Raw genomic sequence first — 16577 nt, 5'->3', positions numbered from 1 at the left:
GGATCATGAAAGGTATAATACTTGCTGGTGGTTCGGGAACGCGTTTGCATCCAATTACACGTGGTATCTCGAAGCAGTTGTTACCCATCTATGATAAGCCGATGATCTATTATCCGCTATCAGTGCTGATGCTTGCGGGGATCCGCGAAATCTTAATCATCTCAACACCTGATGACTTACCGATGTTTAAGCGTTTGTTAGGTGATGGTCATGAGTTCGGTATTGAATTGAGCTATGCAGAGCAACCTTCACCCGATGGTCTTGCACAAGCCTTTATTATTGGTGAAGAATTTATCGGTAATGACGCATGTTGCTTAGTATTGGGCGATAATATTTTCTTTGGTCATTCATTTAGTCCAAAACTGAAATCGGTTGCAGCGAGAACCAAGGGCGCAACGGTATTTGGTTATCAAGTGATGGATCCTGAACGTTTTGGCGTGGTTGAGTTTGATGATGACTTTAAAGTGTTATCTATCGAAGAGAAACCAAAGAAACCGCTGTCAAATTGGGCGGTAACCGGCCTGTATTTCTATGACAACCAAGTGGTTGAATTTGCAAAACAAGTTAAACCATCAGAACGCGGCGAACTCGAAATCACCTCAATCAATCAAATGTATTTAGAGCGTGGTGAACTGAATGTTGAGCTGTTAGGTCGTGGTTTTGCTTGGCTAGATACAGGCACTCACGATAGCTTGATTGAAGCGGGTACTTTTGTACAAACCGTTGAAAAACGTCAAGGTTTTAAAGTGGCTTGTTTGGAAGAGATTGCATGGCGTAACGGTTGGTTGACCGATGAACAAGTTCAACAGTCAGCAAAACAGCTCAATAAAACAGGTTATGGCCAGTATTTAGAGGATTTACTTCGTGTCCGTCCGCGCCAATATTGATCACCTACAGTGGGAGTCTGATTTTTTCGGACTCTCTACAGCCAAGTTAGACTTCACGGCCACGCAAGCGGAGATTATTCTTGCGAGTCAATTAAATGACTATGTTATTACTCAAGCGAAAATTGCAGCACATGACATTGAGCGCCTTGATGGGTTGTCGCAACTCGGTTTCTCTTTGGTTGAAGGTGAAGTCGATTTTGCGCTGACTATTGGCATAGAAAATGCTTATTTGAACAGTGGCTTATTGGCAATAGATCGGGTTGAAGTTGCTGTTGCTGATGAAATTCCTGTATTACGTCAGGCGGCTGAGCAGGTGTTTAGTAATAGCCGTTTTCGCGCTCCTTGGTATCGTGAAGGTGACAGCGGGCGCTTTTATGCATTGTGGATAGAAAAAGCGGTTTTAGGCTCTTTTGACCACACATGTTTATTAGTTAAAGAGGCGTCAGGGGCGATTTTAGGCTTTGTTAGTTTAAGACACCTTGATGATGACACAGCACGTATTGGTCTTTTGGCTGTGATGCCAGGGGCAAACGGGCGAGGGATTGGCCGTAAATTGATGTCAGCAGCATGGGGTTGGTGTAAGCAACACAAAAAAAGACAGTTAAATGTTGCTACGCAAATCAGTAATGTTGCGGCATTGAATCTTTATTCACGTAGCGGTGCTGCGGTTGCTAGCACTGCGTATTGGTTATATAGGGGACAACATGATTCCATTTAATAAGCCACCCGTTGTAGGGACTGAATTAGCGTATATGAAGCAAGCCATGGATAGCGGCAAGCTGTGTGGTGACGGTGGTTTTACCAAACGTTGTGAAGAGTGGATGGAAAAGCGCTTTGATTGCCCTAAAGTCCAATTGACACCTTCTTGTACCGCTTCCTTAGAAATGGCGGCAATCCTGATTAATATTAAGCCGGGCGATGAAGTTATCATGCCTAGCTTTACCTTTGTTTCTACATCTAATGCGTTTGTGCTTCGAGGCGCAACCATTGTGTTTGTGGATATCCGCCCTGATACCATGAACATTGATGAAACAAAAATTGAAGCGGCGATCACCGAACGCACACGTGCGATTGTGCCAGTTCATTATGCAGGTGTTGCTTGTGAAATGGACACCATTATGGCTATCGCTGAAAAGCATAACCTATTTGTGATTGAAGATGCTGCGCAAGGGGTGATGTCTACCTATAAAGGTCGTGCTTTGGGAACGATTGGCCATATTGGTGCTTATAGCTTCCATGAAACTAAAAACTACTCTTCAGGTGGTGAAGGCGGAGCAACACTGGTCAATGATAAGTCACTGATAAATCGTGCTGAGGTGATCCGTGAAAAGGGCACCAACCGTAGCCAGTTCTTCCGCGGCCAAGTTGATAAGTACACATGGCGCGACATTGGTTCTAGCTACCTGATGTCTGATCTGCAAGCGGCTTATCTATGGGCGCAGTTAGAAGAAGCCGAAAAAATCAATGAGCGTCGTTTACTGCTGTGGCAGCGCTACTATGATGCGTTAGCACCTTTGGCTCAGGCAGATAAACTGGCATTGCCTATCGTTCCTGAAGGTTTAAAGCACAATGCGCATATGTTCTACATTAAATTAAAAGATGTTGAACAACGTACTGAGTTTAATGAGTACATGAAATCCAATGGCATCTTGACCGTGTTCCACTATGTAGCACTGCATTCTAGCCCAGCGGGTGAAGAGTTTGGGCGTTTCGATGGTGAAGATCGTTATACCACCAGCGAAAGTGACCGTTTAGTCCGTTTGCCAATGTTCTACAACATGACTGATGAAGAGCAGCAAACGGTGATTAAAACCATTAAGGCGTTCTTTGCCTAATGTCATTAGCCAGAGCCTCTATTTGGACAGCTGGGTCTACCCTGATAAAAATCGGGGCGGGCCTACTGATTGTTAAATTATTAGCTGTCTCATTTGGCCCTAGTGGGGTCGGGCTGGCGGGTAACTTCCGTCAGCTCATCACTGTTCTTGGTGTGCTATCAGGTGCAGGAATTTTTAATGGTGTCACTAAATATGTTGCTGAACATCATCAAGATCCTGACAAGCTACGGGCGGTACTCGGGACGTCATCAACCCTAATCTTAGGGTTTTCGACACTACTTGCATTAGTTTTCTTAGTCTTTAGTGGCCCAATCAGTGAAGGGCTATTTGATAGCAAAGGTTACCAACCCGTTATCCAAGCTGTTGCTTTCATTCAGATGGGTATTGCGTATGCCAACTATTTTTTGGCGATCTTGAAAGGCTATCGAGACGCATCCGGTAATGCTCAATCTATTATTTTCGGTAGTATAATTGGCGTTGTTGCCTATTATTTATGCTACAGCATGGGGGGCTATGATGGCGCCTTAGCGGGGCTGGCATTGGTGCCGGCACTTGTTGTCCTACCCGCAGCGGTGATGATTGTTCGCCGTAAGCGGTTTGCATTATCAATGTTAAAACCGGCTTGGGATAAAGCAATTGCGACTAATTTAGGTAAGTTTACCATTATGGCGTTAATTACGTCGGTTACCTTACCTGTTGCATACATCATGATGCGGAATTTATTGGCAACAAAGTACAGTTGGGATGATGTTGGGCTATGGACTGGGGTGAGCACTATTTCAGATGCTTATTTGCAGTTTATTACAGCAACCTTTTCTGTGTATTTGCTACCAACGCTTTCTCGATTGCAACATAAACATGAGATCTCAGCAGAGATCATCAAAACCTTAAAATTTGTTCTGCCCGCAGTGGCTGTCGCGAGTTTTATGGTGTGGCTATTGCGCGATTTTGCGATTTGGTTACTGTTTTCTGATAAATTTTATGGCATGCGCGATTTGTTTGCGTGGCAGTTAGTTGGTGATGTTTTGAAAGTAGGCGCTTATGTCTTTGGCTATTTGGTCATTGCAAAGGCTGCTTTGCGTTTTTATATTTTGACTGAGGTGAGTCAGTTTATCCTCTTAATGGGCTTTTCCCATTGGCTGATACCTGCACACGGTGCTGTAGGGGCAACGCAGGCTTATATGGCGACCTATATCGTGTATTTTCTCCTCTGTTGTTGTGTATTTTTGATCTACCGTAGGCGAGTATGACAACCTTAATACATGTACTGGGATCTGACCTCCCTCACCATAACCAAACGGTGCTGACATTCTTTAATGATGTGATCTGCAAAGACAACGCTGCATCATTAAAGCCACGTTTTATGGTGGTGAGCCTTGATGCGCAGCTGGCGGATGCCTATCCTCAGTTGGATATTGAGGTTTTTGAGAACAAAAAGTCGATTGCTGACGCAGTGATCCGCCGTGCTATGGCTGACCGTCGCGAGCGCTTCTTCTTCCACGGGCAATTCAATGCACCTATTTGGTTGGCACTGCTATTTGGTAAAATTAAGTCACACCAATTTTGGTGGCACATTTGGGGGGCTGATCTGTATGAAGAGTCTAGCTCTCTAAAATTTAAATTGTTCTATATTTTGCGTCGATTGGCACAAAAGAAAGTGGGGCATGTCTGCGCAACACGAGGTGACTTGTGTTATTTCCAGCAATCTAATCCAAAAGTGCCTGCATCAGTCCTGTATTTTCCAACGCGTATGGATCCTGCATTGACCGTCAATACGCCTCCAGTGCGTCAGGGCGAGACTTTAACAATCTTATTGGGTAACTCAGGTGACCAATCAAATCGTCATATAGAGGCACTGGGAGCGATTAAACAGCAGTTTGGTGAGCAAGTGAAGGTGATAGTGCCAATGGGCTATCCAGCAAATAACCAAACCTATATCCAGCAGGTTGAGCAAACTGCTCAATCACTGTTTACCTCCAACCAAGTCAATATCCTGAAAGAGCGTATGGAGTTTAGCGACTACCTGAATTTGCTGAAAACCTGTGATCTCGGCTATTTTATTTTTAATCGCCAGCAAGGCGTGGGAACCGTGTGCTTACTGATCCAGTTTGGTATCCCGTTTGTTATCAGCCGCCAAAATACATTTTGGCAGGATTTGACTGCACAAAATGTTCCTGTGTTTTTCTATGGTGATGAGCTATCTGTCGGGTTAGTTGAAGAGGCACAGCGCCAAATGGCGCAGTTAGATAAGCAACACATTGATTTCTTTGCGCCAAACTTCACCGATGGCTGGCGCTCAATTTTAGACATTGCGGAGGAGCAAGCATGACCTTAGCCGAGTTGGGAGGCTTATCGCTTGTCTATCTGATCTCCATTATTTTTATGGGAACGCTGCTGTATAAAGAGTTCCGACGCGTACGTTTTAATTTTAATATCTTTTTTTCACTATTGTATTTACTGACCTTTTACTTTGGTTTTCCGTTAACTTGTGCGCTAGTTTTTCAATTTGATGTGGCGGTAGTACCTGCGGAATACCTGTTGTATGCCCAACTTGCGGCAACTAGTTTCTATGCCATTTATTACGTTGCTTACAAAACACGGCTGACGAAAAGCCCTGCGGTGGCAAAACGTCCGCTATTTACCATGAACAAGGTGGAAACCAATCTCACTTGCTTACTGTTGATTGCAGTGGCTGTGGTGACGGTGGGGATCTTCTTCCTGCAAAATGGTTTCTTGTTATTTAAACTCAAAACTTATAGCCAAATATTTTCCAGTCAGGTTTCTGGGGTGGCGTTGAAACGCTTTTTCTACTTCTTTATACCTGCCATGTTGATTGTTTATTTTTTACGTCCAACCCAGAAGCGCTGGATTTTATTCCTTGTGAGCACGGTGGCTTTTGGTTTTTTAACCTATGTTATCGTCGGTGGCACACGAGCAAATATCATTATTGCATTCGCACTCTTTCTGTTTATCGGTATTGTCAGAGGCTGGATCACGTTGTGGATGTTGGCTGCTGCTGGTGTCGCCAGTATTGTCGGTATGTTCTGGTTAGCGCTCAAACGTTATGGGCTGGATGTGAGTGGTGCGGAGGCATTCTATACCTTCTTGTATTTAACTCGCGATACCTTCTCGCCGTGGGAGAACCTTGGGCTACTGTTAAGCAATTACGATAAGATAGAATTCCAAGGGTTAGCGCCGATTGTGCGCGATTTTTACGTATTTATCCCATCGTGGTTGTGGCCTGATCGGCCTGATACGGTATTGAACTCAGCGAATTATTTCACATGGGAAGTGCTTAACAACCATTCAGGTTTGGCAATATCACCGACTTTGATTGGTTCATTAGTGGTAATGGGCGGGGTCGTCTTTATCCCTCTTGGCGCTATCGTGGTTGGCTTAATTATCAAATGGTTCGATTGGATCTATGGCATGAGCCTCAAAGAACCCAATCGTTATAAAGCAGCGATTATGCAAGCGTTCTGCTTTGGTGCGATTTTTAACATGATTGTGTTAGCTCGCGAAGGGGTCGATTCTTTTGTGTCACGTGTCGTCTTTTTCTGCCTAATTTTTGGGCTTTGTTTGATTTTGGCGAAATTACTGTACTGGTTATTTGAAAGTGCGGGGCTTATTCGTGATAGAGCGGTTTTTTACTTAAAAAACCAACGTCGCGAAAACCGCTAGAGGAGCTTTATGGAACAGCAATCTATTCCACAATATAGCATCAGAGGCCACCAAATTTGGGGTTTCAGAGATATGGCACATTTTTTGGATCATCTGTTTGCTAATGGCGAAACTAAGTCTGGCACACTCGTGGCAATCAATGCTGAAAAAGTGATGACGGCAGAAAACGACACAGCATTGAACACACTGCTTGGGCAAGCAGAGTACCTCTATGCAGATGGTATTAGTATTGTACGTGCTATTCGTCGCAAATACCCACAAGCACAGGTTTCTCGTGTTGCAGGGGCTGATTTGTGGGAAGCTCTCATGGAGCGTGCAGGGCAAGAAGGAACACCTGTCTTTTTAATTGGTGGTAAACCTGAAATTCTTGAACAAACCGAAAGCAAGCTGCGTGCACAGTGGAATGTGAACATTGTTGGTTCACAGAACGGCTATTTTACTGCGGAAGATCGTGAGGCGTTATTTGAACGTATTCGTGCAAGTGGCGCTAAAATTGTCACTGTGGCAATGGGATCTCCAAAGCAAGAAATCCTGATGCGTGATTGCCGCAAAGTTCACCCTGATGCTTTGTATATGGGGGTTGGCGGTACTTATGATGTATTTACGGGGCATGTGAAGCGTGCGCCGAAGGTTTGGCAAAATTTAGGCTTAGAATGGCTGTATCGCTTGTTATCACAGCCTACCCGTATTAAAAGACAATTTAAATTACTTAAATTTTTAGCTTACTACTATGGTGGCAAGTTGTAATTTATAGCACGACATGTCACGGCGTATGTATTTTGCTTTGCTGCGCTGTGACAATAAAATCTCTGCATTTCTGGCCTCCTACCTCAATTATTTCTATAATCCTTCAAAATTACATGCAAGATATGAGCTTTTGGCTCAAACTCAGGCTTATGGCATTTTTTTCAACTAGTATAATAGTCATTATATGATTATATGATCATACTTATTACTACAAATACAGATATACTCTAAATAATTCAAGTTGCAGGTAGGCGACAAGCGAAGATAGACGATGAGCATAGATAAACTATGTGATTCGGCTAGCTGAGCGTAGTTAACACCCCTGCAACTTGAAGTATGACGAGTATAAGTAATGATTGATCCTTTTAAGTAATAACAGGGGAATTTATGGAGAGTTCTAAACAAGGACTTCAGCGTGGGTTAGAAGCTCGTCATATCGAGCTAATAGCGCTCGGTGGAACAATTGGCGTTGGCCTATTTATGGGGTCTGCCAGTACATTGAAATGGGCAGGCCCATCGGTTTTATTAGCTTATATTATCGCTGGGATCTTTGTCTTTTTTATCATGCGCTCAATGGGCGAAATGCTCTATGTTGAGCCTGTCACCGGTTCTTTTGCCTCGTTTGGCTATAAGTATTTAAGTCCTTTTTGGGGCTGCCTAACTGCATGGGGCTATTGGTTTATGTGGGTGGCTGTGGGTATCTCGGAAATCACAGCCATCGGCGTCTATGCCGAATATTGGTTCCCTGATGTGCCGCAATGGGTATTTGCCTTGATTGCAGTAGCTTCTGTCGCTTTAGCGAATCTAGCAGCAGTCAGGCTGTACGGGGAACTTGAATTTTGGTTTGCCATGATCAAAGTGACCACCATTGTCGTGATGATTCTGATTGGTTTGAGCCTGATCTTTTTTGGTATTGGCAATAACTTTGAACCAATTGGCCTAGGGAATCTCACTGAGCATGGTGGGTTCTTTGCGGGTGGTTGGAAAGGTTTCTTATTTGCTCTGTGTATCGTAGTTGCATCCTATCAAGGGGTAGAACTGGTCGGTATCACTGCTGGTGAAGCAAAAAATCCACAGGTGACATTGAAAAAAGCCATCAATAATATTTTATGGCGGATTTTGATTTTCTACGTCGGTGCTATCTTTATTGTTGTGACTTTGTTCCCATGGACGGAAGTTGGGCAGCAAGGTAGTCCTTTTGTGTTGACCTTTGCAAAAGTTGGTATTGTCTCTGCGGCTGCGGTTATCAACTTTGTCGTGTTAACAGCTGCGTTGTCTGGCTGTAATAGCGGGATGTATAGCGGTGGCCGTATGCTATACGCATTGGCTCACAATAAGCAGTTACCTCAATCACTATTAAAATTGACGCGTAGCGGCGTTCCTGCACGCTGTGTTGGTTTTACTATTCTGTGTCTCTTAGCGGGATCAAGTTTGAACTACATTATCCCTAATCCAGAAAAAGTGTTTGTGTATGTCTACAGCGCCAGTGTGCTACCGGGTATGGTGCCTTGGATCGTGATCCTCACTAGCCAGCTGCGCTTTCGCCAACAAAACAAAGACAAACTTGCCGACCATCCATTCAAATCGATTCTATTTCCTTGGGTGAACTATGCGACTTTGCTGTTTCTAGCCTGTGTGATTGTTGGAATGGCGATCAACCCTGATACTCGCTTGTCGTTGATTGTGGGCGCGATATTTTTATTAGCGGTGTCTGCACTTTATTTTCTGATCCGTGCGATTAATCGTGGTGGAAATAATAGTACGATTAACTCAAACTAAGTAGAGTCATTGGATCCTTTCGTGATAAAGAGGGAAAATATGCTCTCTTTATCGACGAAATGAGCAAAACACAAGCAATCGATATTTTTATTTAAAAAAGAACTAGACAGAGAGTGATTAAGTCCGTACTATCCACACCCGCAACGGCGTTAAGCGCCCGTAGCTCAGCTGGATAGAGCGCTGCCCTCCGGAGGCAGAGGTCTCAGGTTCGAATCCTGTCGGGCGCGCCATTTAATTAGCGTGCTGCTACGGTTGGCAAAACAAAGTTGTATGTAGTATGATAGCAACGCTTTGAATAAAGTGAAGTTATGGTGGCTATAGCTCAGTTGGTAGAGCCCTGGATTGTGATTCCAGTTGTCGTGGGTTCGAGTCCCATTAGCCACCCCATTTTTTTGTGACATTGCGAGGGTGGCGGAATTGGTAGACGCGCTAGCTTCAGGTGTTAGTGTCCTTACGGACGTGGGGGTTCAAGTCCCCCCTTTCGCACCACGAAAAGATGCATGTAATAGGTGACATAGTAGTAAACATTTCGGCGAGTAGCGCAGCTTGGTAGCGCAACTGGTTTGGGACCAGTGGGTCGGAGGTTCGAATCCTCTCTCGCCGACCAAATTTAAAGAACCCTGCTATGTTTTATAGCAGGGTTTTTGCTATATACTCGTCATACTTCAAGTTACAGTGTTGTTGACTACGCTCACTCGCACTAGTCACCTACTTATGTAGGCTCCTAGCGACTCATTCGCTTGTCGCCTAACTGCAACTCGAATTATTTAGAGTATAGTCAGTGTTATTTTTCCAGTTAAAATAATCAAATCAAATCAAATCAAATCAAATCAAATCAAATCAAATCAAATCAAATCAAATCAAATCAAATCAAATCAAATCAAATTAACCCAACCCAACCCAACCCAACCCAATCTGTCTCATTCGCGGTTCCTTTATATAGTAAGTGATAATTTTAAGGGATTGGGAGAGTGGTTTCTTTTGCATGTTCAGGCAATGAAGAAGGGAGATTAATTGCTTGTTTTTACTTATAATTTTTCTGATTAATTAGTCTGTGTCGTAAAATAGATACAAAACCGCATTTCACTGTCTCTAAATGGAGACATATTACTTTATGATTTATAAAGATAATTTTTTAAGCTGTTTTTGATGTCTCTTAATTGAGACAAGTTTGCCAAGGATAATTAGAGTAACCAGTAACTATCTCATATTAGCAAAAGAAGTGGTTGTAAAAAACGAGGTAAGCATGGCATAAGACGTTTATTTTCAGAGTAACTGTGGGGAAGAAAAGCGAAATTGCCATTTTTAAAAAGTTGGCACGCATCCTGCATTATCTATTATGTAGATGCTCATTCCACTTCTTATGATAGCTCTGCTTCATAAACCCAGGAATGATGCAAGCCGATTATCGGTGCCTATTGTCCAATTTAGATGAACAAGAGCTAATCCTCTTCTCATCAACCCATGGACGTAACGTTGAGTGAGGCACCATCCGTCTGTAGACCTGATTGTATATTTACACCTGCCAATATTGGCAGGTGTTTTTTTTATCTATTTCATCGCTCCTCTTCGATGGTGAGATGAAGAGGAGCACAATCAATTAACGGTTTCTACTGCAAAACCATTTGCTGAACCAACGGGTGATGTAGGCGTAGCAAAGAATGATGAATGTAATGATGAAAACATCTTTGTTTAGGTCGACAGTGTTAAAACCGACAATGGTGATAAAAACAAAGGGTGAACAAATCAAAAGTAACAGATCAAAAAAGACTTGCAGGCGATTTGGGGTAGAAATTATCCAGCGCCAAATAGTTTTAATTACATTCATATGATTATCCTAAGTTTTGTTACACCGACGGTATCAATTGTGTGTGTTCTAATCGTTGCTTTATGTCGTTAAGTGATGAGAAAAATGATACCAATAGAACTTTTTAGTTTATAAAATAAGCGCAATTATCATCATTTATAGTCACATAACAACTTAATGTAAGATAAGTATATACTAGGTGAATGGTATATTATATAGCAGAAAGACTTTTGTGTGAGAAAGTAATTGTTATTAATATATAAACCACATGAAGGTTTATATATTAATATTCTAATTTTGATTTTTTAACTGCATGATATTAATTTAAAGTGATTTTCTTTGTATTTAATAAATAATTATCAAGAGTAATTTCTTTGGTTTTGTTCTTTCATTTTTCTATTTTTGCGTGTAATAATATAGTTGCTTTGAAAATACATATTTTAAAAATTAATGATAATAGAACTTAAATAAGGATTTTTTATGTTCAAAAGAAATAACTCGCATAGAATGGCTTCACCGATGGAAAATTTTCTGGAAAGAAAAATAGCTGGCTTGCGTGATACTCTTAATAGGCATAATGAGAGCCATTCAGAGTGTATAACTGAAATTTATAATGGAATAACTATTGTCTCGGTTCGTACAACAGATGGAGATTTTTTGGGAACCGAGTATAGATATATTCAAGGTCAGCATTCATATGATATTAAAGCTGTTTTCGATGACTTAGACAAGTTAGATAAATTCAGTGTAAAAATTAATAATGGTATAAATGAACTGATATCATTATTGACTTCATTTATTGAAGGTAATGGTGAGAAAAATATTGAAAAACTATTCTCTGATATTAATCGGATAACTAAAAATACTACCTATCAAGATGTTGTAAAATTAGGATCAATACCTGTAATTGGATCTCTCAATAGAGTACAGCGTGAAACTTCTGAAGAGTTCTTGAAAATTGGAATAGAATTCGTTGAAGAATATAACAAAACAAATAAATCTATAACTCTGACTGAATTGAATAATCAAATTGAATTTATTGATTTATTAGATCAAGCTAATAGCTCAATGAAAGAACTTATACAAAATCCTAAAAGCGAGATGGCAAGAAAAGGCTTAGAAAAATCATTATCTAATTTGTATGAGTCAGCGAGTAATATTTCCGATCTGAAAGCAAAGGATCTCTCTGACATTAGCACTCTTAAATTAATTGTTGAAATGGGTAGGCATGATGCTTTTACCACATGGGTTCAGCGTGGAAGAAACAGGCCTAAACCAGATACTCTTTTAGAAAAATATTATAAAGATATTAATGGAAAGGATAGTATCAAGGCAATGAAAGCAAGGATACAGAGCTCCAATCAAAAAGATGTCGCTTTTGTGAATACTGTATTTAACTTTCCAAGTTTGGCTGGTTTAATGTCACAATTACCTCAAACAGCAGAGATTGTTAGTAGAAATAATCATGCGGATGTAATATTTAATAAGAATCATAGGATCCTTTATGCCCCATATATAGGTCCTGTTGATCTTCACTGATGATTTTTATAACTCTACTTTAGAAAATTCAAGTTGCAGGTAGTCAACAGCCCTGCAACTTGAAGTATGACGAGTATATAATTTAACGGTGGAGCAGACCCACAGTTATCGCCCTTCTTTTAATGAATGTAATAAAGCTTCTTGGCGAATTTTTGCAGCTTCTTCTGCTTTATGCAGTTTATCTAAGGCATCGGCTAACCATGCGGCATCATGGGCATCAAATCGCTGAGCTAGTGCGGCTTTGAAATAAGCTTCCGCTGGTTCCCATTGTGCATGCTGTAGCGCAATTTGCCCCATGGTACTGTTTAACAGCGGTGTTGCACCTGATTGTTTAATCAGCTGTTTCAACACTTTCTCAAGTGATTCAGGTTTATCAGTACGTAGCCTTGGTGCCAAGAGCAGTAAGCGCTCATCGTATTGCTGTTTTAAACCGTCGATAATGATTTTCTCAGCACTTGGCATATCATTACATTCAATAAGATGTTCAGCTAAGAAAGATTGTAGAGCGGTTTCATGGCGAACTTTACGTGGCTGGCCTTTCCACCAGTTTTTAAGTCCTTCGCTGCCATTTTCCGCGATGCACTGGTTCATTAGCCCTTTATAGGCTTTGAGTCTCAATGCTTCTAATTCATCTTCATTGTGCAGCTGCACTTTAGCCATGACAGGTAATAATTCAATCAATGCCTGATATGCACCTGAACGTAAATAAGCTTGTTCCGCAAGGCGTAAAATTTCAGGGTGCCTTGGCGCCTGATCAAGTAGCTTATCAATGCCAGTGCGCGCTGCATACACTTCATCTTCGGCCAATTGGATACGAACGCGGGTGATATCAACAGGGAGCTGATCATTACCTGCAACTTCGGCGGCTCTATCGAGGTATTGGTGAGTACGATGTTCATCGCCACGTTGTTGTGCAGCCTCAGCGGCTAACAAATAGTTGACCACAGGTTGTTGAGAAAAATCAGCATGTTTGCTCATCAGTTTCTCAACCTGATCAAAGTCACCTTCGGCCATTTTGAGGAGCGCTTTTTGGGTTTGTGAATGTGCTTTATGGTATTTACGACCACTGACCCAGCCTTTGGTTCTCGATGTGGTGCTAATAAAGCGGCGATAGCACCAGCCAAAGAATAGCAAAACAAATTGCAGTAAAATAAAGCACAATACTAGGCTTGTGACGCTAGTGGTAATGTCGTAATTGTCAGTACGAATAAAAACATAACCTTGGTGCCCCGCGAGTAGCGGCCCCAAAATCACGCCAGCAATTAGGACGATAAACAGTATGAGTATCTTAATCATAGTTACCCCTTCTGCTCATTGGTTGCTATCTCTGGGTGCTGAGCTTCAGGTTTCACTGCTGGCTCAGTAGGCTGTGCTTCAGTTTCTGCTGGTTGTGTGGGTTCTTCTACCGCAGGCGCTGAGGTATTTTCACCTGACTGTGATAGCAAGTTACGCACACGCGTTTGCATCACTTTTTCCAGTTTTGGTTGGCTTTCTAATGCATCAGGCATCTCTGCCGCGATTGGCTGGTTAATCAGATCATCGACTTCGGTTAAGAACGCTTTTGTGGCAGGTGCATCAACATCAAAGTAGGCACGAACCCATGTTGAGACTTGCTCTAAAGACTGTTTATAAGTCTCTTCTTGATAACGAGGTACGGCTTGCGCTGCGATCAGCAATTGAGAGCGGATGTTTTCACGCAGGTAGATATCTTGATTTGGTGCGAGTAGTGGCGCTTCTGAGCCATCGCGAGCACGAACGGTAATAAAGTCGCTGGTGAAGCTTTTCCAACTACGGGCTAAATTGTCTTTCCAATCAGCGATGTCACTGGAAACTTGGCCATCATCGGCCTTAGCGTCACCACTGTTGATGTCATCTAGGCGTAAATTATCAACGTCATTACTGAGTTGGTTTAAACGTAAAATAATACCGTCGTAATCGACTTGATTTATTGCTGCGAGAGCAGCGATGTCATTGCCAATCGCTTTACGAATATCCAGCAGGCTTGGGTCGTTCATTTCAGCAAGGCTGGAATCGGCACTTTTCAGTAAAACAGCTGCGGTGACAGGATCATGATCATTCCATAGTTTTCTGCCTGCCATTTTGACCATAAAGTCGGCTTGAGCCAATAACCAGTTTTTGACATCAGAGCTGGATAGGGCATTAACATGAGCTTGTAGCTCTTGCATACGGCGGTTGAGCTGCTCTTCATATTCATTAGCGCGCGACTTAATCGCTGATTGTGAGGCAATCAGTGAATCTAAACGTTGCCTATCTGCTTTCTGTTGTTCGACTAAATCACTCAGTTGCTGCTTCAACTCATTGTTCTCATTAATAAGCTGAGCATTATTTTGTTGAGTGAAATAATAGATACCACCGCCAATAGCGATGATAATAGCGATAGCGATGGCACTACCGATGAGACCTGAACGTTTTTGTTCCGAAGACGGCTTTGTTTGGCGGTTTTTTGGAGTATCCGCTACCGTTTCATTGTTAACCGCCTCGGTGGATTTATCTTGTTCCGTCATAATTAGCATCCCATGTCGGTTGAAATCAATGCTTCCAATAAAGCATTATTATCTGCGCTATTTGCCACACAGACCTTTTGCCAGCCATCTTGGCGAGCTTGGTCTGCAATTCGTTCGCTGACAACCAATAGGCGGCGTTTAAACCACCATGCTTTTGTATTCTCAGCAATTAATTTGTTTAGTAAGGTTAACATTTGACCACTACTAATAACAATATCAGTTATGTCAGCGTCAACCCATCTTTGATTAAATTCAGTTTTATCGTATGCAACAGGGTGTCTTGTATAGCATTCGCAATATTCAACTTGTGCGCCACGAGACCTTAATGTTGAGGCAAGAAGCTCTCTTCCGCCGTTACCCCGTACTAATAGTGCACGTTTACCTTCAAGAAACTGTAATTCAGGAAGACTAAGCAGTGCTTCGCTCGTTTCGCCATGTTCAGGCCAGCGAATAGTACATCCTGTGAGCTCTTCAAAATACTGGCCAGTTGAACGACCAATTCCATAATAGGATAACTTATCTGACCAGTTGAGTCCCGCATGCTTAAGGGCTAAATCTGCATACCAGACCGCATTTTTGGACAAAAGAAACACTAAATCGTTTTTATCGAGTTGATGAAGCTTTGTTGCCAATAAATCAAGTTCAGCCCCCGGCCCAATTTCAATTAGGGGTGAAGCAAAAGCTTCACCGCCTTGCGCATGAATAGCTGCTATCAATTCCGCACCTGATGGTGCCGGCCGAGTGACAAGCACTTTCATTCAGGTGCATTTCCTGCATAAACTTTGGCTAGAATTTCACGGGCACCTTTGTCGAGCAATTCTTCAGCAAGGGAAATACCCGCTTGTGTTGCTTGTTCAGGGAAAACTAAGCGCTCACCACGAACCACTTGGCTGCCGTCAGGCGAGCCAACGAGTGCGCGTAACCAAATTTGGCCTTCTTGCCAAATCGCGTAGCTACCGATAGGAACTTGGCAACCGCCTTCAAGGCGCATATTCATGGCGCGTTCTGCGAGAACACATACTGACGTGTCATCGTGATTAAGTTTTTCAAGCAATTGACGTGTGTATTGATCATCTAAACGGCATTCGATACCAACGGCTCCTTGCCCAACCGCAGGGAGTGATTGCTCAGGTGCGAGTGCGGTACGAATTCTGTCTTCTAGACCTAAGCGTTTTAAGCCTGCAACAGCAAGGATGATGGCGTCATATTCACCGTTATCCAGTTTTGAAAGACGTGTTCCAACGTTACCACGTAGATCACGAATAATCAGATCAGGGCGTAGCTCTCTGATTTGGCATTGGCGACGTAGGCTAGAAGTGCCAACGATACTCCCTGCTGGCAGTGCATCAAGGTTAGCAAAGTGGTTAGAAACAAAGGCATCACGCGGATCTTCACGTTCACAAATGGTGACTAATCCAAGCCCTTCAGGGAATTCAACAGGCACATCTTTCATTGAGTGCACCGCAATATCAGCGCGTTTTTCAAGTAGTGCTAACTCTAGCTCTTTAACAAAAAGCCCTTTACCACCGACTTTTGCTAACGGAGTATCTAAAATGATATCGCCTTTAGTCACCATCGGAACAAGTTCAACCTGTAAATTTGGATGAAGTTGCTCGAGTTTTTCTTTAACAAAGTGAGCTTGCCACATGGCTAAAGGGCTTTTACGCGTCGCAATACGGACGATATTCGTTGCTGTCATTTCGCTGCTTTCTCAGGCATTCAATGCCATAGATTAACCATACAATTATCCCTAGTTTTAACATTTTAGCAGCTGGTT

General features: G+C 42.4%; 13 protein-coding genes and 4 tRNA genes. 13 read left to right on the top strand and 4 right to left on the bottom strand.

What is annotated here, in order from left to right:
* The first annotated feature begins 5 nt into the window (after positions 1-5).
* The 13 genes from rfbA to AC3Z9T_RS13250 all read left to right on the top strand — a co-directional run bounded on the left by rfbA (position 6) and on the right by AC3Z9T_RS13250 (position 12275).
* Entirely contained in the window at positions 6-887 is an 882-nt protein-coding gene (gene rfbA, locus AC3Z9T_RS13310; protein ID WP_490126590.1) for a glucose-1-phosphate thymidylyltransferase RfbA, read from the top strand.
* Positions 865-1605: a dTDP-4-amino-4,6-dideoxy-D-galactose acyltransferase gene (rffC, locus tag AC3Z9T_RS13305; RefSeq protein ID WP_490126589.1), complete on the top strand. Its 741-nt coding sequence runs from the start codon at positions 865-867 to the stop codon at positions 1603-1605. The genes rfbA and rffC overlap by 23 nt, the downstream gene beginning before the upstream one ends.
* Positions 1592-2722 carry a dTDP-4-amino-4,6-dideoxygalactose transaminase gene (gene rffA / locus AC3Z9T_RS13300; protein ID WP_490126588.1) on the top strand — a complete coding sequence of 377 codons (1131 nt, stop codon included), beginning with the start codon at positions 1592-1594 and terminating at the stop codon, positions 2720-2722. Before rffC ends, rffA begins: the two co-directional genes overlap by 14 nt.
* On the top strand, positions 2722-3972 hold the full coding sequence (gene wzxE / locus AC3Z9T_RS13295; RefSeq protein WP_490126587.1) for a lipid III flippase WzxE: 1251 nt from the start codon (positions 2722-2724) through the stop codon (positions 3970-3972). The genes rffA and wzxE overlap by 1 nt, the downstream gene beginning before the upstream one ends.
* On the top strand, positions 3969-5051 hold the full coding sequence (locus AC3Z9T_RS13290; RefSeq protein ID WP_490126586.1) for a TDP-N-acetylfucosamine:lipid II N-acetylfucosaminyltransferase: 1083 nt from the start codon (positions 3969-3971) through the stop codon (positions 5049-5051). Before wzxE ends, AC3Z9T_RS13290 begins: the two co-directional genes overlap by 4 nt.
* Positions 5048-6403, top strand: a complete 1356-nt coding sequence (gene wzyE, locus AC3Z9T_RS13285) for an ECA oligosaccharide polymerase (RefSeq protein WP_490126585.1) — start codon at positions 5048-5050, stop codon at positions 6401-6403. The genes AC3Z9T_RS13290 and wzyE overlap by 4 nt, the downstream gene beginning before the upstream one ends.
* 9 nt (positions 6404-6412) lie before the next feature.
* Positions 6413-7150: a lipopolysaccharide N-acetylmannosaminouronosyltransferase gene (wecG, locus tag AC3Z9T_RS13280; RefSeq protein WP_490126584.1), complete on the top strand. Its 738-nt coding sequence runs from the start codon at positions 6413-6415 to the stop codon at positions 7148-7150.
* Between the two features lie 387 nt (positions 7151-7537).
* Positions 7538-8929: a bifunctional threonine/serine APC transporter ThrP gene (gene thrP, locus AC3Z9T_RS13275; protein WP_490126583.1), complete on the top strand. Its 1392-nt coding sequence runs from the start codon at positions 7538-7540 to the stop codon at positions 8927-8929.
* Positions 8930-9082: 153 nt separating this feature from the next.
* Positions 9083-9159 (top strand) — tRNA-Arg (locus tag AC3Z9T_RS13270).
* Between the two features lie 81 nt (positions 9160-9240).
* Positions 9241-9316 (top strand) — tRNA-His (locus AC3Z9T_RS13265).
* Between the two features lie 15 nt (positions 9317-9331).
* Positions 9332-9418, top strand: a tRNA-Leu gene (locus AC3Z9T_RS13260).
* 41 nt (positions 9419-9459) lie between these two features.
* Positions 9460-9536, top strand: a tRNA-Pro gene (locus AC3Z9T_RS13255).
* A gap of 1680 nt (positions 9537-11216) precedes the next feature.
* Entirely contained in the window at positions 11217-12275 is a 1059-nt protein-coding gene (locus AC3Z9T_RS13250; protein WP_490126582.1) for a hypothetical protein, read from the top strand.
* 105 nt (positions 12276-12380) lie between these two features.
* Here the strand turns inward: AC3Z9T_RS13250 and hemY are convergent, their stop codons facing one another.
* The 4 genes from hemY to hemC are packed head-to-tail and all read right to left on the bottom strand — an operon-like array spanning position 12381 to position 16499.
* Entirely contained in the window at positions 12381-13571 is a 1191-nt protein-coding gene (hemY, locus tag AC3Z9T_RS13245; protein WP_490126581.1) for a protoheme IX biogenesis protein HemY, read from the bottom strand.
* Between the two features lie 2 nt (positions 13572-13573).
* Positions 13574-14800, bottom strand: coding sequence for a uroporphyrinogen-III C-methyltransferase (gene hemX, locus AC3Z9T_RS13240; protein ID WP_490126580.1), 1227 nt, complete (start codon positions 14798-14800; stop codon positions 13574-13576).
* Between the two features lie 2 nt (positions 14801-14802).
* Positions 14803-15558, bottom strand: coding sequence for a uroporphyrinogen-III synthase (locus AC3Z9T_RS13235; protein ID WP_490126579.1), 756 nt, complete (start codon positions 15556-15558; stop codon positions 14803-14805).
* Positions 15555-16499, bottom strand: a complete 945-nt coding sequence (hemC, locus tag AC3Z9T_RS13230) for a hydroxymethylbilane synthase (protein WP_490126578.1) — start codon at positions 16497-16499, stop codon at positions 15555-15557. The genes AC3Z9T_RS13235 and hemC overlap by 4 nt, the downstream gene beginning before the upstream one ends.
* Positions 16500-16577 lie beyond the last annotated feature (78 nt).

It is taken from the genome of Providencia sp. 6390, assembly GCF_058148425.1.
The sequence above is the reverse complement of the archived record's forward strand: the minus strand, read 5'-3'. Positions and strand labels throughout refer to the sequence as shown.